General features: G+C 55.0%; 17 protein-coding genes. 10 read left to right on the forward strand and 7 right to left on the reverse strand.

Features of this window, described 5'->3' with window-relative positions; all coding sequences use genetic code 11:
* Positions 1-7: 7 nt before the first annotated feature.
* Together ABLV12_RS24780 and adhP are read right to left on the reverse strand one after the other, a co-directional pair.
* Complete coding sequence (locus ABLV12_RS24780; protein ID WP_064396032.1) at positions 8-1,630, reverse strand: TIGR04028 family ABC transporter substrate-binding protein; 1,623 nt, start codon at positions 1,628-1,630, stop codon at positions 8-10.
* A gap of 294 nt (positions 1,631-1,924) precedes the next feature.
* On the reverse strand, positions 1,925-2,935 hold the full coding sequence (gene adhP / locus ABLV12_RS24785) for an alcohol dehydrogenase AdhP (protein ID WP_004101944.1): 1,011 nt from the start codon (positions 2,933-2,935) through the stop codon (positions 1,925-1,927).
* Between the two features lie 257 nt (positions 2,936-3,192).
* On the opposite strand from adhP, the gene ABLV12_RS24790 reads away from it, so the two are divergent.
* Complete coding sequence (locus ABLV12_RS24790) at positions 3,193-3,792, forward strand: inorganic diphosphatase (protein ID WP_004101946.1); 600 nt, start codon at positions 3,193-3,195, stop codon at positions 3,790-3,792.
* Positions 3,793-3,989: 197 nt separating this feature from the next.
* Positions 3,990-4,958: a helix-turn-helix domain-containing GNAT family N-acetyltransferase gene (locus tag ABLV12_RS24795; protein WP_004112899.1), complete on the forward strand. Its 969-nt coding sequence runs from the start codon at positions 3,990-3,992 to the stop codon at positions 4,956-4,958.
* Positions 4,959-4,994: 36 nt separating this feature from the next.
* On the opposite strand, the gene ABLV12_RS24800 is transcribed toward ABLV12_RS24795, so the two are convergent.
* Positions 4,995-6,707, reverse strand: coding sequence for an ABC-F family ATP-binding cassette domain-containing protein (locus ABLV12_RS24800; protein ID WP_335269607.1), 1,713 nt, complete (start codon positions 6,705-6,707; stop codon positions 4,995-4,997).
* Positions 6,708-7,690: 983 nt separating this feature from the next.
* On the opposite strand from ABLV12_RS24800, the gene ABLV12_RS24805 reads away from it, so the two are divergent.
* Positions 7,691-8,365 carry a response regulator gene (locus ABLV12_RS24805; protein WP_016807809.1) on the forward strand — a complete coding sequence of 225 codons (675 nt, stop codon included), beginning with the start codon at positions 7,691-7,693 and terminating at the stop codon, positions 8,363-8,365.
* A 61-nt stretch (positions 8,366-8,426) separates the two neighbouring features.
* Here ABLV12_RS24805 and ABLV12_RS24810 read toward each other — a convergent pair whose 3' ends face one another.
* The 3 genes from ABLV12_RS24810 to ABLV12_RS24820 all read right to left on the reverse strand — a co-directional run bounded on the left by ABLV12_RS24810 (position 8,427) and on the right by ABLV12_RS24820 (position 11,604).
* Positions 8,427-10,124: an NAD-dependent malic enzyme gene (locus ABLV12_RS24810; RefSeq protein ID WP_004112905.1), complete on the reverse strand. Its 1,698-nt coding sequence runs from the start codon at positions 10,122-10,124 to the stop codon at positions 8,427-8,429.
* A gap of 184 nt (positions 10,125-10,308) precedes the next feature.
* Positions 10,309-10,449, reverse strand: coding sequence for a stationary-phase-induced ribosome-associated protein (gene sra, locus ABLV12_RS24815; protein WP_004101955.1), 141 nt, complete (start codon positions 10,447-10,449; stop codon positions 10,309-10,311).
* Between the two features lie 303 nt (positions 10,450-10,752).
* Positions 10,753-11,604 carry a Vmh family MBL fold metallo-hydrolase gene (locus ABLV12_RS24820; RefSeq protein ID WP_348867425.1) on the reverse strand — a complete coding sequence of 284 codons (852 nt, stop codon included), beginning with the start codon at positions 11,602-11,604 and terminating at the stop codon, positions 10,753-10,755.
* 113 nt (positions 11,605-11,717) lie between these two features.
* Here ABLV12_RS24820 and ABLV12_RS24825 point away from each other — a divergent pair, with 113 nt between their 5' ends.
* The 7 genes from ABLV12_RS24825 to ABLV12_RS24855 all read left to right on the forward strand — a co-directional run bounded on the left by ABLV12_RS24825 (position 11,718) and on the right by ABLV12_RS24855 (position 19,435).
* The gene (locus tag ABLV12_RS24825; RefSeq protein ID WP_017145918.1) at positions 11,718-12,620 is read left to right on the forward strand and encodes a LysR family transcriptional regulator; all 903 of its coding nucleotides are present in this window, start codon (positions 11,718-11,720) and stop codon (positions 12,618-12,620) included.
* The gene (locus ABLV12_RS24830; RefSeq protein ID WP_032728230.1) at positions 12,620-13,099 is read left to right on the forward strand and encodes a GNAT family N-acetyltransferase; all 480 of its coding nucleotides are present in this window, start codon (positions 12,620-12,622) and stop codon (positions 13,097-13,099) included. The genes ABLV12_RS24825 and ABLV12_RS24830 overlap by 1 nt, the downstream gene beginning before the upstream one ends.
* An 80-nt stretch (positions 13,100-13,179) precedes the next feature.
* A complete protein-coding gene (locus ABLV12_RS24835) occupies positions 13,180-13,611 on the forward strand; it encodes an OsmC family protein (protein WP_004101962.1) in 432 nt (143 codons plus the stop codon).
* A 112-nt stretch (positions 13,612-13,723) separates the two neighbouring features.
* Complete coding sequence (locus ABLV12_RS24840; RefSeq protein ID WP_064396029.1) at positions 13,724-14,593, forward strand: oxygenase MpaB family protein; 870 nt, start codon at positions 13,724-13,726, stop codon at positions 14,591-14,593.
* Between the two features lie 201 nt (positions 14,594-14,794).
* Complete coding sequence (locus tag ABLV12_RS24845) at positions 14,795-15,700, forward strand: cation diffusion facilitator family transporter (protein WP_348867426.1); 906 nt, start codon at positions 14,795-14,797, stop codon at positions 15,698-15,700.
* 362 nt (positions 15,701-16,062) lie between these two features.
* The gene (locus ABLV12_RS24850) at positions 16,063-16,944 is read left to right on the forward strand and encodes a bestrophin family ion channel (protein ID WP_348867427.1); all 882 of its coding nucleotides are present in this window, start codon (positions 16,063-16,065) and stop codon (positions 16,942-16,944) included.
* 190 nt (positions 16,945-17,134) lie between these two features.
* Positions 17,135-19,435 carry an FdhF/YdeP family oxidoreductase gene (locus tag ABLV12_RS24855; RefSeq protein WP_348867428.1) on the forward strand — a complete coding sequence of 767 codons (2,301 nt, stop codon included), beginning with the start codon at positions 17,135-17,137 and terminating at the stop codon, positions 19,433-19,435.
* Between the two features lie 42 nt (positions 19,436-19,477).
* Here ABLV12_RS24855 and ABLV12_RS24860 read toward each other — a convergent pair whose 3' ends face one another.
* A complete protein-coding gene (locus ABLV12_RS24860) occupies positions 19,478-20,095 on the reverse strand; it encodes a LysE family translocator (protein ID WP_348867429.1) in 618 nt (205 codons plus the stop codon).
* Between the last annotated feature and the right edge of the window lie 46 nt (positions 20,096-20,141).

Genomic DNA, 20,141 nt, shown 5'->3' on the forward strand with positions numbered 1-20,141 from the left:
AGGCTCCTCAGTGCTTTTCCAGCCACGCGCCATAGAACGACGGGCGGCCTACTGCTTCAAAACTGACGCCTTTCACCCACGGGGCGCCGGCGAAGACCTGCGGTTCTTCAAATATCGGGATCACGTAGGCATTATCCAGCAGATAGCGTTGGGCATCGCCGGTGAGCTGGAGCCGTTTTTGCGGTTCAACTTCGGCTGAAATCGCGCTCAGCAATGCGTTGAGCTTATCGTCGCGGAACCCCTGTACTTTGTCGCTGGAGCCGCCTTTTTGCAGCAGCGCGTCGCGGTTAGTGGGGAAAAACATGCTTTTCACCACGTCGGGGTCGGCGCGGCCCACTTCCGACACGGTGAGCGGCGTTTTCAGCGGATCGAGGTTATCCAGCGTACGGCTGCCGGCATCGCCGGCTTTGACCGCCAGCGCGACGCCGACCTGACGCCACTGCTGAGCGACAAGCTGCAAAACTTCTTTATTTTGCGGTTGCGGCAGAGATTCATAGACGGTTAAGGCCAGCCGCTGGCCATCTTTGACCCTAATACCATCGGCAGCCGGTTTCCAGCCCGCATCATCAAGCAGTTGTTTCGCTTTGGCCGGATCGAAAGCCAGCTTGTCGCTGAGGTTAACGTACCCGGCGGCGGTACTGGCGACGACGGAGGTCGCCTGCGGATAGTTGGCGGAGAACAGCGTTTCGACTATCTGCCTGGCGTCGGTGGCGTGCAGCAGCGCCTGACGAACGCGCAGGTCGGCAACCAGCGGATTATCCGGCCGGAAGCTCAGGCTATCGTTAACGCCGCGCGTGGGGGCAGCATAAATTTTAAAGCCCTGCCCGGTGGCCTGCTTTTCATCGTAGGCCTGTACCTGACGGATAAAGTCAGCCTGGCCCGCCAGCAGAGCGCCAATGCGCACGCCATCTTCAGGGGTAACGATGTAAGTGATGCCATCGAGATTAGCTGGCCCCTGCTGGCTGAGATTTTTCGGTCCCCATTGATAATCTTTGCGCGCGACCAGAGTGAGTTCGCGCCCCGGCTTTTCATCTTTTACCGTAAAAGGTCCGGAGCCAATAATATGGCGGGCATCGCCCAGCTCTTCAAAATTACGCGCCAGGGTACTGAGGGATACCAGCCCGGAGCCGATGGTGGCGGTGCCCTGCAGAAATCCCGGCGAGGGCTTTTTAAAGTAGAACTTTACCGTCAGCGGATCGATGACTTCGCTGCGATCGTAGTTATTAATGACCTCAGACACCGGCAGGCGGTGCGCTTTATCACCGAGGCCGTAGGTATCAAAGTTTTTGGCGACCGCCCTGGCGTCAAGCGGGGTGCCATCTGAGAAGGTCACCCCGGGGCGAAGCTTAAAGGTATATTCGGTTTTATCCGCGTTGGCGCTCCAGCTTTCGGCGATCCACGGCTCCACCTGCAGGGTTTTCGGGTCCTGCCAGGTGAGCTTATCGGTTATTTGATTAAGAATGCCGCCGTTGGGGTAGAAGCCACCGGCCGGTGGGTAAAGATTAGTATGCGGCTGCTGCTCCAGATAGATTAACGTACCGCCTTTAACCGGGGTGTCGGCGGCCCAGGCGGAAAACGCGCCGGTTAAAAATAGCGCCGCCAGCGCGGGCAGGCGAAAACGGATGTGCATGGTGAATTCCTTTGTTATCTCTTGTTTAGTCATCATCGGGCGCGCGTTTTAACAAAGGAAGTAAGGATTTGCGCTAAGCATTTGCGTAAAAAGCATTTATATCCTGCATACCACAGGCTGCGCATAGCGGGGAGAGCGTTGTTAATGAAGGTGGTAGCCGGTTCGATATTTATCGGCTGAACGATGATGAGCGTAAGAAAGGATTTCTGCCGGGCATCATGTAAATATGCGCAGCAGAGCTACGTGCATAAGGGGATAAATGGAACCTCTCCCGTAGCGAGAGAGGCGAGAAAATTAACGGCGGAAATCAATCACCATACGACCGCGAATTTGTCCCTGTTCCATCTCCTTAAAGATGGCGTTGATATCACCTAGCGGGCGCAGGGTGACCTTCGGTACCACCTTACCCTCGGCGGCAAACTGGAAGGCTTCGGCCAGATCCTGGCGCGTACCCACCAGAGAACCAACCACCTCGATACCGTCCAGTACCAGGCGCGGAATATCCAGGCTCATGGCTTCCGGAGGCAGGCCGACGGCCACCACGCGTCCGCCGGCGCGAACCGCATCCACCGCAGAGTTAAACGCCGCTTTGGCGACCGCCGTCACGACTGCGGCATGGGCGCCGCCGGTTTTCTCGTGGATAATTTTGGCCGCGTCTTCGCTGCGGGAATTGATGGTCAAATCTGCGCCCATTTCTGCGGCCAGTTTCAGCTGTTCATCATTAACGTCAAGGGCGATGACCTTGGCGTTAAAAACGTTTTTCGCATATTGCAGGGCCAGGTTACCCAACCCGCCGAGGCCATAAATGGCGATCCACTGGCCGGGTTTGATATGGGAAACTTTTACCGCTTTATAGGTGGTGACCCCTGCGCAGGTGATGCTGCTGGCTGCCGCAGAATCAAGACCATCCGGCACTTTGACCGCGTAATCGGCAATGACGATACACTCTTCGGCCATCCCGCCATCAACGGTGTAGCCCGCATTTTTTACCGAACGGCACAGCGTTTCGTTACCGCTGTTACAATATTCACAGTGACCGCAGCCTTCGAAGAACCATGCGACGCTGGCGCGATCGCCCGGCTTGAGCGAGTGCACGCCAGGGCCGACCTGCTGCACCACGCCCACGCCTTCATGGCCCAGAATGACGCCGGTTTTATCGCCAAAATCGCCGTTCTTAACGTGCAGGTCGGTATGGCAGACGCCGCAGCAGTCCATTTTTAAAAGGGCTTCGCCGTGCTGTAATGGGCGAAGTGTTTTTTCCGTAACATTGACCTGATGATCTTGCGTGACGACGGCAGCTTTCATTCTGTTCTCCTTATTAAACATAAGCGTATTAACACAATATTTGTTTTTACGCATGTTAACAAATAGCTTAAATTGCCAATAAATCAAGGTAATAATAGATTTTTATGCTGGTTAAAGATTTCTTTTGTTTGTTTTTCGAACAGTTTTTCTTATGTTACTGCGCGTCATATTTATGTCACTTGCATGTCATGAAATTTTCATCCGCGATCTCTATCGTTCTGTTTTTCAATTTCTTATTAACCTGGAGCGACATGACAATGCATCTGGCGAAAACCCTCCTGGCCGCAGGCCTTCTGCTTTCTACCGCTGTTGAGGCGCAAAACGTGCTGGATTTCCCGCAGCCGAACAACAACCCTGAAGAGTTTTACGCCGTAACCGAAATCCCGGCAGGCGGCATTATCAAATACGAAACGGACGCCAAAACCGGCTTTCTGATCGCCGATCGTTTCCAGTCGATGCCGGTGGCCTATCCGGCTAACTACGGCTCGCTCACTCAATCGCTGGCAGGGGATGGCGATCCGCTGGACGTGGTGTTTTATACCCGCGCGCCGATGGCCCCGGGAACGCTGATTAAGCTGCGCGCGATTGGCGTGCTGAAGATGATTGATGGCGGCGAGAAGGACGACAAAATCATTGCCGTTCCGGCAAGTAAAATCGACCCAACCTACGATGACGTGATTAACATCAGCGATCTGCCGAAAATTGAGCAGGAGCGTCTGCAGGCTTTCTTCCGGGTTTACAAACAGCTGCCGGACGGACGCAAAAAAGTCGAGCTGGACGGCTTTAACGATGCCGCCGCCGCGAAACAGGAAATCAAAGCGGCATGGGAAGCGTGGAAAGAGAAAAATCCGCAATAAGTACAAAAGCGGGTAAAGCCGGCAGGCGTCTTTTTCCCCGCAAGGTGGGTATCGGCATGGTGTCACGCGCGAGTAAAGTGCGAGCATTCACCCCGTTCAGTTGAGGCCAGTTCAGGGAGGAGGCAACACGGCGGCTTGACAGCACGCAGCAGAAAATGGTTGTATCATGCAACTATTTCTGACAGAGCTGACCTCAGATGAACTCACCCGCGCTTGTTGATGAAATTCGTACCGCTTCCCGCCTGATGGTGCGTGAACTGGGCTTTATGAGCACCACGCTGGCCGCTACGGCGTACTCACCTTCGGCGGTACATACGCTTGTGGAAATTTCACTACGCGGCGCGATGACGGCCGCTCAGCTGGTGCAGATCCTGGGGCTGGAAAAGTCTAGCGTCAGCAGGATGCTTTCCCGTCTGCTTGCCGCCGGGGAACTCCGGGAAAAAACGTCCTCCCGCGACGGGCGGATTAAGCAGCTTGCGTTAACGGCGCAAGGTGCGGCGACGGTCAAAAAAATTAACGCCTACGGCGCTATGCGGGTAGTGGATGCGCTGGAACACCTGAGCGATGCGCAAAGACAGTGCGTCGCTCAGGGCCTCACAACCTGGGCCTGGGCGTTGGAAAAATGCCGCGACGTCGAGGCTACAGGCTCGAAAAAGACGATTGATATCGCTACCGGCTATCGGCCTGGAATGATTGGCCGCATAGCGCAAATGCACGGCGAGTATTATGCAAAACATTATCAGTTTGGTGCTTTTTTCGAGAGTAAAGTCGCCAGCGGGCTGGCGGAATTTTCAGCTCGTCTCGATAAACCGTGCAACCGTGTTTGGCTGGCCGTTCAGGGCGAGCAAATTGTCGGATCGGTAGCGATTGACGGCGAGGATCTGGGGAATAACCAGGCGCATCTGCGCTGGTTTATTCTCGACGATAGCTGCCGGGGTAGCGGCATTGGTCGGCGCCTGCTGAGCGAAGCCATGGCTTTTTGCGATAGCCGGGACTTTGCATCAGTACAGCTATGGACCTTCAGCGGCCTGCACGCCGCCCGCAGGCTGTATGAATCCTTTAGTTTCACGCTGGATAAAGAGTGGCAGGGCGAACAGTGGGGCAGGACGATGACCGAGCAGCAGTTTAGTCGAATCAAACCGCGACCGGCGACTCATGCTAAGTAAAACCCCGGCGCAGCGGGCTGCGCCGGGGAACAACATTTAGCTTAGCAAAGCGTTGAGGGTGGCTATCTCCTTACGCCACTGCGCCTGCAGCTGCGGTTTTTGATGTTTTGGTTTACGGGCCAGATCGTCGGCCAGCAGTTGCTCAAGCGACACTAACCGTTCCAGCAGCGTATCATGGTCTTCCTCCGCTTCGCGGCGGTTCTCCGCCACGACCTCCGGGGCCGGACAACGAACGGCGGTGCGTAAAACCTCATACACCTCTTCGGCGCTGTGCCATTCGCTCAGCCCGCGCTCGTCAATAAGCCAGAAGCGATTGCAGCTATGGTTAATGAGTTCGCGGTCGTGGCTCACCAGCAGCAGTCCGCCTGGGTAGTCGCACAACGTTCTTGCCAGCGCTGTTTTGCCGTCCATATCCAGATGGTTGGTTGGCTCATCCAGAAGCAGCAGGCTATAGCAGGCCAGAGACAGGCCGACAAATAGCAGACGCGAACGCTCGCCGCCGCTTAAGGTGGCGACCTTTTGCCCGTGACGAGCCCAGCTAAATCCGGCTGAGATCAGCGCCCGCTTGCGCGCGTCCGCCGCCGGCTCAAAAGGCTCCAGCGCGTTGAGAAGCGTGTCGTCATCCGCAAGCTGATGCAGGGTCTGATCGTAATAACCCGGTTTCAGCCGCGGGTGCAGGCGTAAGCCGTCCTCCGCTGATTCCTGCTGCATATGTCGCCACAGTAGACGCAGCAGGGAGGATTTCCCGCCGCCGTTACGGCCCATTACCGCGACCCGATCGCCGCTTTTCAGACGAGCCAGACCCGCAGTAAACAGGACCGGCAGACCCGGCGCGGGCGGGACGGGAAGCTGATCCATCTCCAGCAGCCTGTCTGCCCGCAGCATGTCGCCGCGCAGCGTTAGCCGCCAGGGTGTTCCGGCGGTGAGACCGGTTTGGCTCTCCTTCAGGCGCTGAACCTGCTTTTCCATTTGCTTAGCTTTACGCGAGAGATCTTCGTTGTCATAGGTGCGCCCCCAGATAGCCAGTCGTTTGGCGCTGGCGGCGACCCGGTCAATCTCTTTTTGCTCGGCTTTATGGCGCAGCGCATCGCTGGCATCTCGCTCATCCAGCGCCTGACGGGCAGCGCTGCAGGGCAGGGAGAAGGCATGCAGGGTTTTGTCGCGCAGGATCCAACTCGCATTAGTTACAGCATCCAGTAAGATGTTGTCATGAGACACCAGAACGAAACTCCCCTGCCAGGTTTGCAAGAAGCTTTCCAGCCACAGGAGAGTCGGCAGGTCGAGGTGGTTTCCCGGTTCGTCCAACAGCAGGAGATCCGGTTGCTGAATCAGCGCCCTGGCGAGCAGCAGCCGGGTATGCTGACCGCCGCTCAGGGTTGATACCCGCTGCCGGGCCTCATCGGACGTAAAGCCCATCTCCGCCAGCAGCCGCTCCGCTTGCCAGCGCTGGTTCTCTCGCTCAAGGGCGGGAAGTTTTTCCAGGACCACCTGTAGCAGAGGTTGCGCTAACAGCGTATCGGGTAGATGCTGTTCCACCCGCGCCATCAGGCAGTGGCTGGCCAGCGCCACGCTGCCCCCATTCGGAATCATCGTGCCGTCCAGCACTCTAAGCAGGGTACTTTTTCCGCAGCCGTTATAGCCAATCAGGCCAATGCGGTCGCCTTTTTTGAGGGTAAAGGAGAGGTTTGTGAACAGCGGGCCAAACGCCGTATCAACATGGAGAGATTGTGCAGTTAGTAATGTACTCATGGTGAACTTACTCAAGAGTTACAGGCATGTTTATGCCTCGTCAAACATCGCTGACGATAACCCGGTAAGCCCGAGGGAAGGGATTCAGTCTTTGGTTTCTTCGCTCAAGCTGAAGTTATCGCAGCACGATACCGATAACGCTTGAGCAGGTGCGATCGCCAAATGCACGTGAAAAAAACATTTCACGGTACGACATGGGATCCTCCTTTTTTTATTCAGTAAGTTGATAGGTGCAGGCAGTGTAATGGGTGAAATCCGTTTTGGCTAGCGATCCGTTTACGCCGGGCACGCTTTTGCCACTAACATCCTGGGCGCTTGAACCCTATCAGGCTTAGCAGCGCTGCTTTGGCGCAACGCAAAAGCGATAACGCAGAAGAATTATTCATGAAATCAATATAACTTACGTAATCTCGCTCATTTCATAATCGATTCGACAGAAAAGAAGAATATTTCCGCTACCAATTGATATATATCATTATTTTTCTGCAAACTGTAATGGTTCAAAATCAATTATTTGTCATACTTATAGCTATTTATGCTTCAGATACAATGATTATCGGTTTTATATACTTTAAAAACCGGGCTCACTGTTTTCATGCTGCTAAATAAATCTGTTTGCTTAGATTTTGATCATCAATAGCTAACGTTGAATAAGCCACGGCATGTGGTTTAATATTTGTTTCGTCTGTATAAGCCTGGCGAGATAATCTGACAGCAGGACTGATTATCCTCAATAAACGTTAGCCAGGCCGTTTCCTGAGATAACTATATCAATTGTCTGGTGCTTTATATCCTTATAAAGCGCTTTGGATTTTTATTCGCCGTGAGCCGGGTTTATGAAAAATTTAATTATCACCGCTAAAAACTATTTATTAGCGTTTTTAATGCCGCATGCTACTTAACGTACAGCAACAGCCGCACAATATAGTTATTAAAAAATAAAAAGGTCACGCCTGTTAATTACTATCGAAATAGGGGGGGAGATGCGCATACTTGTCTTTGCGGATAAGGCTCTGCTGCGTCATCATTTGAAAGTACAGCTAACGCAGCAAGGGCATATCGTCGATGATGCACAAAACGTCAAGGAAGCGAATTACTATATCGTAGAGTATCCGCCTGACATCGCCATTATTGATCTGGACGCGACAAGTGAAGCGGGTCTGGCTCTGATCCGCGATTGGCGCGGCCAGGGGGTTTCTGTACCGATATTGGTTATGAGCGCAGGCGAGTGCTGGCAGGATTGCGTTAACGCCCTCAACGCCGGTGCGGACAACCACATCCGTAAGCCATTTCATATTGATATTATGGTTGCGCGTATCAATGCGCTTTTTCGCCGCAACTATGGATTGTCATCAGAATTAATCTCAATACCGCCATTTCTGCTAAATCTTTCGCGTCGGGAATTGTCGGTAAATGGTGTTACGTTAAATCTGACCGCTTTTGAATATATTATTATGGAAACATTAATCCGCAACTGCGGTAAAGTTACCAGCAAGGATGATCTTATGCGCCAGCTGTATGCAGAAGGTGAGCTATATTGCAGCAGTTCACTAATGGTCCTTATTGGGCGGATACGTAAAAAGATTCGGGCGTGTTATTCATCTGAGTCCATCGTGACGATTCGCCGGCAGGGCTATAGATTTGATATCAAAAAATAGCGAACCAGAGAATTATTTCCCAGGTAACCAGGAGCATTAACGCTCCCGGTTACGCTAGTGGTTATATTGACGTCCGGCGATAGTTGCGATATTCCGGCTGCCAGAAGTTATCGGCGATCGCCTGCAGCAGCGCTTCGGCGGAGGTTTTCACCGCCACGCCTTGCTCCTGGGCAATTTTACCCACCGCAAAAGCGATAGCGCGCGAAACGCTCTGGATATCTTTCAGTTCCGGCAGAACCGGACCTTCACCGTTATTCACCAGCGGCGAATGTTTCGCCAGCGTTTCGCTGGCGGCCATCAGCATCTCATCGGTCACGCGCGATGCGCCTGAAGCGATAACCCCAAGGCCGATCCCCGGGAAGATATAGGAGTTGTTACACTGGGCGATGACGTACTGCTTGCCTTTGAGCGTTACCGGAGCGAACGGACTGCCGGTAGCGACCAGCGCTTCTCCGTCGGTCCAACTGAGGATATTTTGCGGCGTGGCTTCCACCCTTGAGGTCGGGTTTGACAGCGGCATCACGATTGGTCGTGGGCAATGCTTATGCATCTCGCGGATAATCTCTTCGGTGAACAGCCCAGGCTGCCCGGAGACGCCGATCAGGATATCCGGTTTTACATTTCGCACCACGTCAAGCAGCGACAGCACGTCACTGGTGGTGTCCCACTCTTGCAGGTGTTCGCGTTTCTGCACCAGTTTGCTCTGGAACGGCAGAAGATTTGGCATCGCATCCGTGAGCAGACCGAAACGGTCAACCATAAATACGCGTTTGCGGGCTTCTTCTTCGCTTAACCCTTCGCGCTGGATCTGGGCGACGATCTGCTCCGCGATACCGCAGCCTGCGGAACCGGCGCCGAGGAAGACAATTTTCTGCTCGCTCAGCTGACTGCCCGCGCCGCGGCTGGCGGCAATCAGCGTACCGACGGTGACCGAGGCGGTGCCCTGGATATCATCGTTGAAGGAGCAGATTTCGTGGCGATAGCGGTTAAGCAGCGGCATAGCGTTTTTCTGCGCGAAGTCTTCGAACTGCAGCAGCACATCCGGCCAGCGGGCTTTAATCGCCTGAATAACATCGTCAACAAACTGGTAATACTCATCGTCGGTAATGCGCGGGTGGCGCCAGCCCATGTATAACGGATCGTCGAGCAGTTGCTGGTTATTGGTGCCCACGTCAAGAACGACCGGCAGGGTGTAGGCCGGGCTGATCCCCCCGCAGGTGGTATACAGCGACAGTTTGCCGATAGGAATGCCCATTCCGCCGATGCCCTGGTCGCCGAGGCCGAGAATACGTTCGCCATCGGTCATCACGATAACCTTGACGTTATGGTTCGGTACGTTTTGCAGAATATCGTCGAGATTATTGCGGTTCTGGTAAGAGATAAACACGCCGCGGGCGCGACGATAGATCTCAGAGAAGCGCTCACAGGCGGCGCCGACGGTCGGGGTATAGATGACCGGCATCATTTCATCGAGGTGGTTGCCGACCAGACGGTAGAACAGGGTTTCGTTGGTATCCTGAATGTTGCGCAGGTAAATGTGCTTGTCGATCTCGGTTTTAAATCCCTGGTATTGGATCCACGCGCGTTCGGCCTGCTCTTCGATGGTTTCGACCACTTCCGGCAGCAGGCCCAGCAGATTAAAGCTGCTGCGCTCTTCCATGCTGAAGGCGCTGCCCTTATTGAGCAGCGGAAATTCAAGCAGCACGGGGCCGGCGTAAGGGATGTAAAGAGAGCGGTTTTTCTTATGAGTGAATTGCATCGCACTAACTCCTTGATAATCGCTTCAGCCCGGGCGCGGCGACAGGCGGGGGGCTGGCAGGGAATGGCAGCGGGCAGAGTATAAAGCAGAAGACATCAAAGGAGGGTAAACATGAGGGGGATAGTCTTAAAAAAACACCATCCTGGAGAAAGGACGGTGTTTTTATCATCACTTAGCTGAAAGATTAGCCACCGCGGCGCTTGCGGCCGGTGGCGCGAACATGGTTAACCGTGGTTTCCGCATCGCCTTCCAGCAGGACCTTTTTCTGCTGAGAAAGTTTGTAGTTCAGACCAAGAAGATGACGTGCCTGTTGGTTCGATTTCATTCTTACTCCTTTATCCTGTGTCGGTTTCAAGGACAAGCCCGACGACTGTCGGACGAAATTTAACCCTCAATACGCCGCTTATTTTTCACGCGGCGATCATTAGCGTGGCCCATTTTGCCGGGATTAGCAACATTGAGACGGCACAATCAGCCTCATTTTCAGAGTGGTCCGGGGTCACTCTGCTTCTGCGGATAGTGCCCGGTAAGGCGTTCGCCTTTCCGGGCCGACGGGCGGGTGGCGGGTTTACCCCCTGGATATAGCATTAACCTTCACCAGGCAGAAATCCCCGCGTAATACCCAGACTTACCACTTCATTTCGCCGGTATTCACTTTGGCGCTCAGCTCCAGCGAACTCTCTTCCGCGAGCCCCGGCCAGCGCTCTTTCATCGCCTTAATGACGCCAGCGGAATCTTTATGCTCTTTGAGCGCCTGCTCAAACTGGGTCAAATAATCGCGAGTAAAAGTAATCGCCCGGTCACCGGCTGGCGGCGTGCCGAGATAATGGCCGGGGATCACCTGCTGCGGATGCAACGCGGCCATCTCGTCGAGCGTATTTATCCACTGCTGACGGCTTTCGACGCTCTGAGTGTCCGCCGTCCAGACGTGCATACCCCACGCCACGCCGGTACCGCCAAGAATGGCTTTATTCGCCGGGATCCACACATAGGCGGCATAATTTTGCGGCTGGCGGATCTCAACCTTTTCGCCGTCGATAGTGAAGGTATTAGCCGTCAGCTCCTGCGGGACATAAACCTGGGTCGGCGCGCCGTCCTTCATCTGCGGGCCCCAGTACGCCAGTTTGGCCTGTTTGGTGGCGTTAATGTGTTTAACCACTTCTGCGGTTGCCACCACTTTGGCTTCCGGGAACGCTTTGACCAGCGGCTGCAGGCCAAAATAGAAATCCGGATCGCCGGAAGTAATCACGATGCGGGTCAGTTTTTTACCGCTTTTCTGAATCATTTCAACCAGCTTCTCGCCATCCTTCACGCTGAACTGAGCGTCAAACAACACCGCTTCATGCGGGCCGGAGGCGAGGGTGGAGTTAACCGCGAAAATACCGTTCTCCTGCGGGTTATAGGTTTGCAACGTTAATGGGGCTGCCAGAACTGAAGCGCTGAACAGCGTAGTGGCGATGGCAAGGGCAGATAATTTCATGTTCGTTTCTCTTCGTCAGGTGAATAAGCGCTATTTTACGGATTTCCTGATTTGCGAAAATTCCTGAAAAAAGAGATGCTGAGTTTCATAAAACGTGCAGATGGAATCAAGTTATGGATCGAGTCATTGCCGCGCAGGTCTATATGCGTATTTGTGAGCTGGGAAGCTTAAGCGCCGCCGCGCGGGCGCTGGGGATGTCGCGGCCGATGGTGAGCCGCTATCTGGAACAGATGGAGCAGTGGGCTGGCACCCGACTGGTTCATCGCTCTACCCGTAAGCTGACGCTCACGGCTGCGGGGGAAAAGGTACTGCAAAAAACGCGCACCCTGACGCAGCTGTCGGATGAGATCGCCGGGCAGAGTGAACGAGCGATCCCCAGCGGAACGCTGCGCGTAGCCTGCGCTCATTTTACCGCGATGCAGCTGATTTCTCCGCTTTTGCCCGATTTTCTCGCCCGCTATCCGCAGCTGCGTCTTGAACTGGATATCAACAATCATCCGGTAAGTCTGATAGGCGAAAGGATCGACGTGGCGATTCGGATCACCGACAATCCGGAGCCGGGAGCTATCGCCCGCCGTCTCGGCGTTTGCCGTTCGGTGCTGTGCGCTTCGCCGCGCTGGCTACAGCAGAATGGGCCGCTGCATACGCCGGACGATCTCACTCGCCACAACTGCCTGCATTACAGCCATTTTGCCAGTCAGACCTGGCAGTTTAGCGACCCCAGCGGCGAAAGCGTGACGGTGGCGGTTTCCGGCAACCTCAGCGCCGGGATCTCCTCGCTGTTGATGGAGGCGGCGGTAGCCGGCTGCGGCATTGCAATGCTGCCGGAGCTGGAGGCGCAGCGGGCGCTCAACAGCGGGGCGCTGAAACAGGTTTTACCGACCTGGCGGCCAAAAGCCTTAAACGTGTATGGGATTTATCTCTCGCGGGACTACCAGCCGAGCGCGCTGCCGCTGTTTCTTGAAGAGATTCAGCAAAAACTGGCACAACCTAACGATATAAAAGGACCCTTGTGATGATTGTTATTCGCCCAATGCGCGATGAAGAGTACGCCGCGTACCTGAACTATTTTATTGCCGATTATGCGGCGGAGATCGCGACCAATTACGCGCTTTCTCCGGAGGCGGCATTGGCCCAGGCGCAGCGCGAAATTGCCGAGGATCTGCCCGATGGCGTCAATACTCACGGTCAGGCTTTACGCTGCTTATTCGATGAAATTGACGGTATAGAAAAGCGGGTTGGCTATCTCTGGTATAAGCCTGACGCAGAAATACGCTCCGCCTTTATCTGTGATTTTTATATTTTTCCGTCCTTGCAGGGGCAGGGATTGGGTAAACAAGCGATGGCGGCTTTTGAGCATGAATTAAAAAACCTGGGTATCCGCCAAATAAAACTGCGCGTCGCCGGCGATAATCCGCGCGCTCGCCGACTCTATGAAGTCACCGGATTTCGCGTTACCGGCATCAATATGAGTAAAAATATCGCTGCGGATTGATCCTAAAATCGCCGCGTGCCGCCCAAATGCGTAAGGGAGTTCTATACTTAACCCTTTCATGTCACAAAAGGAGCGATATCATGGCAATCCATAAGAAAGGTCAGGCGCATTGGGAAGGGGATCTAAAAAGCGGTAAAGGAACCGTCTCTACCGAGAGCGGCGCGCTGAACCAGCAGCCTTATGGTTTTAACACCCGGTTTGAGGGTGTGAAGGGGACTAACCCGGAAGAGCTAATCGGCGCCGCACATGCCGCCTGTTTTTCCATGGCGCTATCGCTGATGCTGAGCGAAGAGGGCTACACCGCGACCTCCATTGATACCGTGGCAGTGGTAACGCTGGATAAATCCGGCGGCGGTTTCGCCATTACCCAGATCGCGCTACAGAGCAAAATCGTGCTGCCAGGCATTGAGGCCGACGCGTTTGACAGCATTATTCAGAAAGCAAAAGCCGGTTGTCCGGTTTCTCAGGTGTTGAATGCTGAGATAACCCTCGATTATCAGCTCAATTCCTGACCTCTCGGGTGCCCGCGTTCAGCGGGCGCTCTCCTTTAAAGCCGTTTCAGGACAATGCCCCCGCCGTTGATTAATGTTATCTTTCTTGCTCACGAATGAGAGCAGGTGGGTCATGATCAGCATACGCGGAACGATTGAAGCTCAGGTTCTGGGCTTAACCGGCATGGCGCTAAAAGAGATCGATTTTGAACATCCCAAAGGCGAACCGGGGCTTTTTGGGCCGCAGTCGGCTATCTGGCAGGTTCACGGCGATTTCACGTCCATGCTCTGCGGCGGGGTCAGCGCGCTGTTGTTACAGATGCTGCATCCGCTGGCCCTGGCGGGCGTCTGGGAACACTCAAATTTCCGTGAAGATATCTTTGGCCGCCTGCGCCGCACCAGCCAGTTTATTTCCGCCACCACCTTTGGCACCACCGCCGATGCCGAACGGTTGATTGCAAAAGTACAGGGGATCCATCTGCGGGTAGGCGGCCAGGACAAAGACGGCACGCCCTATCAGGCCAGCGATCCGCACTTGCTGACCTGGGTACACGTCGCCGAATGCAGCAGCTTTATGGCCTCGCATCTGCGCTACAAGCGGACCGTGGTCAGCGCCGCCCGTCAGGAGCAATACTATGAGGAAGCGGCCGAAGTTGCCCGTCGCCTCGGGGCGCGGGATATCCCGCAGACGCCGCGGCAGATTGCTGATTACCTGCAGGATATGCGGCCGGTGCTGCGCTGCGATGAGCGAACCCAGGAAGTTGCCCACGTTCTGCTGTCGACCCGTCTGCCGGGCCGTATGAGCCGGCCGGTGGGGCGAATAATGATGCGCGCCGGAATTGACCTGCTGCCGCCGTGGGCGCAGGAGATGCTTAATTTGCCGATGAGCACGCTACAGCGGCACAGCGCGCGGTTTGCGGTTCACGGCGTCGCTCGCATACTGCGCGCCTCGGTGCGCAACGGCGCGTATCATTGCGCAATGCGCCGGATGAATCAGTTTTAATTTTGCCCCTTTGTTGAATACGCGGAAATATAGCCATGGCTATTATTGATATGGCTTTGTTGTTTAAAAACAAACTATTCTCATTTATATATTTAAGGTCGGAAGAAATAATTAAACACTCTCTTAATGGCGGCGAATTATTCAGGAAAAATTAAGCCTGAACGCGTAGTCTGGCTCTTTTTCTTCGGGGAAGTGTCGGTAATGAAAATAAGTAACGATAATCAGCGTTCCCAGGTTGCGCGTAAAACGACGCTGGTCAGCGTGATGGTCAATCTCTTTTTATCCAGTTTTCAGATACTGGCCGGGATATTCTCCGGCTCGCAGGGCTTAATCGCCGATGGTATTCATTCTCTTTCCGATTTGGTGGCCGATTTCGTTGTGCTGTTGGCCAATAAAAAAAGCGGCAAACCTTCGGATAGCGACCATCACTACGGGCACCGGCGCTATGAAAACGGCGCTTCACTGGTGATTGGCGCGCTGCTGTTACTGGTTGGCGCGGGTATGCTGTGGTCTGCTTGCGGCAAACTACTGCAACCGGAATCTATTCAGAGTGTGCATATTACCGCGCTGTGGGTGGCGCTCGCCGCGCTGACCGCCAAAGAGATTTTATTCCGCTATATGCTAAGGGCGGCTAAGCAAATCCAGTCCTCTATGCTAATTGCCAACGCCTGGCACGCCCGCTCAGACGCCGCGTCTTCGGTAGTCGTTGCGGTCGGCATCATCGGTAATCTGGCCGGTTACGCCTGGTTTGACCCAGTGGCCGCACTGGTTGTCGGCGCGCTGGTCACCCGCATGGGCTATACCTTTTCGTCTGACGCCCTCCATGACCTGATGGATCGGTCAGTGGATAGCGATAGCGAGCGGCAAATAATCGCCACTATCCTGGCAACGCCCGGCGTCGTGGCGCTGAACGACCTGAAAACCCGTCGTGCCGGGGATTTGATCCTGGTCGATGTGCATGTCGAAGTACCCGGGCATTTATCGGTAGCGGAGGGGCACGATATTGCGCTGCTGGTGCGGACCCGGGTGCTAAGCCACCATAACGTTCTGCATATGATGATTCATATTGACCCGTGTCGCGCAGAGAGCGCCGCGATTGTCGCGTAAATTATTCCCCTGGATTTTCGAGGGTTATGTCGGATTGCGGATAATATTGCCTGCGAAATAAAAAAGGACCATAATTCAGCGGCTATTCTTTCATCGCTGATAAATAGCCGGCTGACAAAATGTCGTGTTTTTAAACAATATAAGAAACCAATCGGTTAATAGAAACGCTCTATAGCCTGAATAATTCAAGTTACAGGAAGACGGCGGCGCAGGGAGTCCCCAGAATCTGACTTCTGTCAGCGTACGGGGTGCGAGGAAAGCCAATGTCCAGGTAACTTGCCGTTTGACAGAGATATTAACCGTGCGAAATTTCAGGAAGTAATACAATGATTATCCGGCCAGAACAACACTGATTCCTTCGCTTGTTTGACTGGCACGGCTCCGTGCTGTCCAAAATTGTTTTTCGCCTGCTGCTTAACGTAATGATGTCGATTATCGCCATCATTAGCTATCAATGGTATGAGCGGCTGGGGATCCATCTTACCGTCGCGCCGTTTAGCCTGCTGGGGATCGCCATCGCTATTTTCCTCGGATTTCGCAATAGCGCCGGATATAACCGCTTTGTTGAAGCGCGCAATTTATGGGGGACGGTGCTGATTGCCCAGAGAACGCTGGTGCGCCAGCTGAAAAATATTCTGCCGACGGAAAGCGCAGCCCATCAACGCCTGGTGAGCTATCTGGTGGCGTTTAGCTGGAGTCTGAAGCATCAGCTGCGTAAGACGGATCCGAGCGCCGATTTAGCACGTCTGCTGCCGCCGCACAGCGTAAAGGAAATTCTCGCCAGCTCGATGCCGACCAACCGTATTCTGCTGCTGGCAGGTGATGAGCTGGGGCGTCTGCGCGCAGAAGGGAAAATTGGCGATATCACCTTCAGCCTGATGGACAATAAGCTTGATGAGCTGGGCCACGCGCTGGGGGGCTGCGAGCGGCTGGCCAGCACCCCGGTGCCCTTTGCCTATACGCTTATTTTGCAGCGCACGGTGTATCTGTTCTGCGCGCTGCTGCCGTTTGCGCTGGTCGGCGATCTTCACTATATGACGCCGTTTGTGTCGGTGTTTATCTCCTACACCTTCCTGTCGTGGGATTCGCTGGCGGAGGAACTGGAAGATCCGTTCGGTACCGCCGCTAACGATTTGCCGCTGAACGCGATGTGTAACACCATTGAGCGCAACCTGCTGGATATGACCGGACAGTATCCCTTACCGGAGAAACTGGTGCCGGACCGCCACTACAATCTGACCTGATTTTGTGTGTTTATTATTCGTTAAATAAGTTAAATCTAACGCGTGATAGATAACATTGATTATACAGTCATGGCCCTGATTGTTATGCTTTCGTTAACAAAACGCCCGCTATTTTGACGGATAGCGGGTGATAAGACATCAGGCGGCATTTCACCTGCAATCCGCCGCCGAAAGCGCATCAGGAGTCAACATGAGTAATAGAAGACGCGTCGTTCCCGGCGTCCATCCCTATGATGGTCCGGCGGGCGGCTGGGGTGCCTTAAAAGCCACCGCGATCGCCGTGCGTACGCAAATGGACGCGCTCGATGCTCCCGCCACGCTGCTGCGGACCAATCAGCCGGATGGTTTTGATTGCCCTGGCTGCGCCTGGCCCGACAAAGAGCATAAATCGACGTTTCAGTTCTGCGAAAACGGCGCCAAAGCGGTGACCTGGGAAGCCACCAGTAAACGCGTGACGGCAGAGTTTCTGGCAGCCAATACCGTGACCTCGCTGCTGGCGAGGAGTGATTTCGAGCTGGAAGGCTACGGGCGCTTAACTCAGCCTCTGGCCTATGATAGGGCCAGCGATACCCTGCGTCCTGTCTCATGGGAAGCGGCGTTTGCCCGTATCGGCGCCATTCTCCGGACGCTGCAGCCTCATGAAGTCGAGTTCTATACCTCCGGACGCGCCTCTAACGAAGCGGCCTTCCTGTTCCAGCTGTTCGCCCGCGAATATGGCACCAACAACTTTCCGGACTGCTCCAATATGTGCCATGAGTCGACCAGCGTCGGCCTGCCGCAGTCCATCGGTATCGGTAAAGGGACGGTCTCACTTGATGATTTTGATAAGACCGAGCTGGTGATTTCTATCGGCCACAATCCCGGAACCAACCATCCGCGCATGATGGGCACGCTGCACGAACTGGCGCGCCGGGGCGTGCCGATTATCGTCTTCAATCCGCTAAAAGAGCGGGCGCTGGAACGTTTCGCCGATCCGCAGAACGTCATTGAGATGGCGACCTACAGCTCAACCAACATTGCATCGACTTACTTCCAGGTCAAAGCGGGAGGCGACGCGGCGGCGCTTAAGGGCATCGCGAAGGCGTTGCTGCAGCTGGAAGCAGAGCAGGGCAAAGTGCTGGATCGGGCGTTTATCGATGAGCATACGCTGGGCTTTACCGACTTTGCGCAGGATCTACAGGCGACGCAGTGGCAGGATATTGAGCGCGAGTCGGGTTTAACGCGGGGCGATCTTGAACGGGTAGCGGCGGCCTATGCCAAATCTCACGCCACCATTATCACCTACGGCATGGGCATTACCCAGCATAATAAGGGCACCGCTAACGTCCGACTGATAGCCGACCTGCTGTTGATGCGCGGCAATATCGGTAAGCCGGGTGCCGGAATCTGCCCGCTGCGCGGACACTCCAACGTGCAGGGTAACCGCACCGTCGGCATCACGGAAAAGCCGAGCCCCCAGTTTCTGGCCAACCTGCAGCGGGTGTTTGGTTTTACGCCACCGCAGGAGCATGGTCATGATGCGGTAAAAGCGCTGCAGGCGATGATCGAGGGTGAATCGAAAGCGCTTCTCTGCCTTGGTGGTAACTTCGCGGTGGCTATGCCGGATAGCGAACGGGCTTTTCCGGCGATGCGGGGGCTGGATTTGAGCGTGCATATTGGCACCAAGCTCAATCGTTCGCATCTTCTGGTGGCGAAAGAGACCATCATCCTGCCGTGTCTTGGGCGAACCGAACTCGATCTGCAGGAGACGGGACGGCAGTCGATCACCGTCGAAGATTCGATGTCGATGGTGCATGCATCGTCGGGCAAACTGAAACCCGGTTCGCCTGAACTGCGCTCGGAACCGGCGATTGTTGCCGGGATGGCCATGGCGACGCTGACGGAGAGCAAAATTGACTGGCTGGCGCTGGTCGCCGACTACGATCGGATCCGCGATCTGATTGAGCAGACCATCCCCGGCTTTAACCACTACAATCAGCGCATTCGCCATCCCGGCGGTTTTCGCATGCCGCTGCCGCCGACGGAGCGTATCTGGCCCACGCCGACCGGCAAAGCGATGTTCTCCGTTTTCGACGGGGTGCACGAAAACCAGCAGGTAGAAGGGCATGAGGTGATGCGCCTGGTGACGCTGCGCAGCCACGATCAATACAACACCACCATCTATGCCATGGACGATCGCTATCGCGGCGTGTTTGGCCGTCGCGACGTGCTCTTTATGAACGAACAGGATATGGCTGAGCTGGGATTTGAACACGGCGACCGGGTGGATATCCGCTCCGCGCTGCCGGGACACCATCAGCGGCTGGAAGATATCACGCTGGTTGCCTACAACATCGCCCCGGGCACCGTTGCGGCCTACTACCCTGAAGCTAACGTTCTGGTTCCTCTGGATTACCTTGATAAAGAGAGTGGAACGCCATCGTATAAATCGGCGCCCGTGCGCTTAACCTTGCGCTCGAAAGAGATTCGCGCGCTGACAGCGCTTCGCTAACCCCTTTTGCCCACGGCGATCGTCGCGTCGTGGGCAAAATCGCTACCTCTGCGCCAGAATGAGCTTAACCCCCAGCCCGACGAAACCGGCGGCAAAGCAGGCTCTCAGCCCCTGTAAAACCCCCGGACGCGTCAGCACGTATCCGCGCATCGCTGCAGAAAAGGCGCCGTAGAGCAGAAAAATCAGCAGCGTCATCAGCATAAACACAGTGCTCAGGATCAGCATTTCGCCGATCGGCGACCTCGAGTTGCGCTGGATAAACTGCGGCAGAAAGGCGAGAAAGAAGAGCGGCAGTTTGGGGTTGAGCAAATTGATCAGGATCGCGTGGCTGATGACCTGACGCGAGTTGCGTTGCTCGATGCCTGTCACGCTCAGGCTCCCGCGCTGGATCAGGGTGGCCCACGCCAGATACAGCAGCCAGGCAACGCCGGCGAACTTCACCAGCTCGAATGCGCCTGGCGTACTGTGGAGGATGGCCGCCAGCCCGGTTATCGCCGCCAGCATATGTGGAATAATGCCCAGCGTGCAGCCGACGGCCGCGGCAAAACTCATGCGTCTGCCCGCCGTCAGGCCGGTGGCAATGGTGTAAAGCGTCCCGGTACCGGGAGCGATGACCACAATAAGCGACGTTAAGAGAAACTCAGGGCTGATAAATGCCATGATGTCTTCCTGTGGGAGAGAATCGAGGCCCTGAGTATTTCGCAAA

The sequence above is a fragment of the Klebsiella sp. CN_Kp100 genome (assembly GCF_040065315.1).
GTDB lineage: Bacteria > Pseudomonadota > Gammaproteobacteria > Enterobacterales > Enterobacteriaceae > Klebsiella > Klebsiella oxytoca.

What these genes read in the sequence shown, in the direction of transcription:
- ABLV12_RS24780 (WP_064396032.1), bottom strand. Translation starts at nt 1,630, where the DNA reads ATGCACATCCGTTTTCGCCTGCCCGCGCTGGCGGCGCTATTTTTAACC.
- adhP (WP_004101944.1), bottom strand. Translation starts at nt 2,935, where the DNA reads ATGAAAGCTGCCGTCGTCACGCAAGATCATCAGGTCAATGTTACGGAA.
- ABLV12_RS24790 (WP_004101946.1), top strand. Translation starts at nt 3,193, where the DNA reads ATGCATCTGGCGAAAACCCTCCTGGCCGCAGGCCTTCTGCTTTCTACC.
- ABLV12_RS24795 (WP_004112899.1), top strand. Translation starts at nt 3,990, where the DNA reads ATGAACTCACCCGCGCTTGTTGATGAAATTCGTACCGCTTCCCGCCTG.
- ABLV12_RS24800 (WP_335269607.1), bottom strand. Translation starts at nt 6,707, where the DNA reads ATGAGTACATTACTAACTGCACAATCTCTCCATGTTGATACGGCGTTT.
- ABLV12_RS24805 (WP_016807809.1), top strand. Translation starts at nt 7,691, where the DNA reads ATGCGCATACTTGTCTTTGCGGATAAGGCTCTGCTGCGTCATCATTTG.
- ABLV12_RS24810 (WP_004112905.1), bottom strand. Translation starts at nt 10,124, where the DNA reads ATGCAATTCACTCATAAGAAAAACCGCTCTCTTTACATCCCTTACGCC.
- sra (WP_004101955.1), bottom strand. Translation starts at nt 10,449, where the DNA reads ATGAAATCGAACCAACAGGCACGTCATCTTCTTGGTCTGAACTACAAA.
- ABLV12_RS24820 (WP_348867425.1), bottom strand. Translation starts at nt 11,604, where the DNA reads ATGAAATTATCTGCCCTTGCCATCGCCACTACGCTGTTCAGCGCTTCA.
- ABLV12_RS24825 (WP_017145918.1), top strand. Translation starts at nt 11,718, where the DNA reads ATGGATCGAGTCATTGCCGCGCAGGTCTATATGCGTATTTGTGAGCTG.
- ABLV12_RS24830 (WP_032728230.1), top strand. Translation starts at nt 12,620, where the DNA reads ATGATTGTTATTCGCCCAATGCGCGATGAAGAGTACGCCGCGTACCTG.
- ABLV12_RS24835 (WP_004101962.1), top strand. Translation starts at nt 13,180, where the DNA reads ATGGCAATCCATAAGAAAGGTCAGGCGCATTGGGAAGGGGATCTAAAA.
- ABLV12_RS24840 (WP_064396029.1), top strand. Translation starts at nt 13,724, where the DNA reads ATGATCAGCATACGCGGAACGATTGAAGCTCAGGTTCTGGGCTTAACC.
- ABLV12_RS24845 (WP_348867426.1), top strand. Translation starts at nt 14,795, where the DNA reads ATGAAAATAAGTAACGATAATCAGCGTTCCCAGGTTGCGCGTAAAACG.
- ABLV12_RS24855 (WP_348867428.1), top strand. Translation starts at nt 17,135, where the DNA reads ATGAGTAATAGAAGACGCGTCGTTCCCGGCGTCCATCCCTATGATGGT.
- ABLV12_RS24860 (WP_348867429.1), bottom strand. Translation starts at nt 20,095, where the DNA reads ATGGCATTTATCAGCCCTGAGTTTCTCTTAACGTCGCTTATTGTGGTC.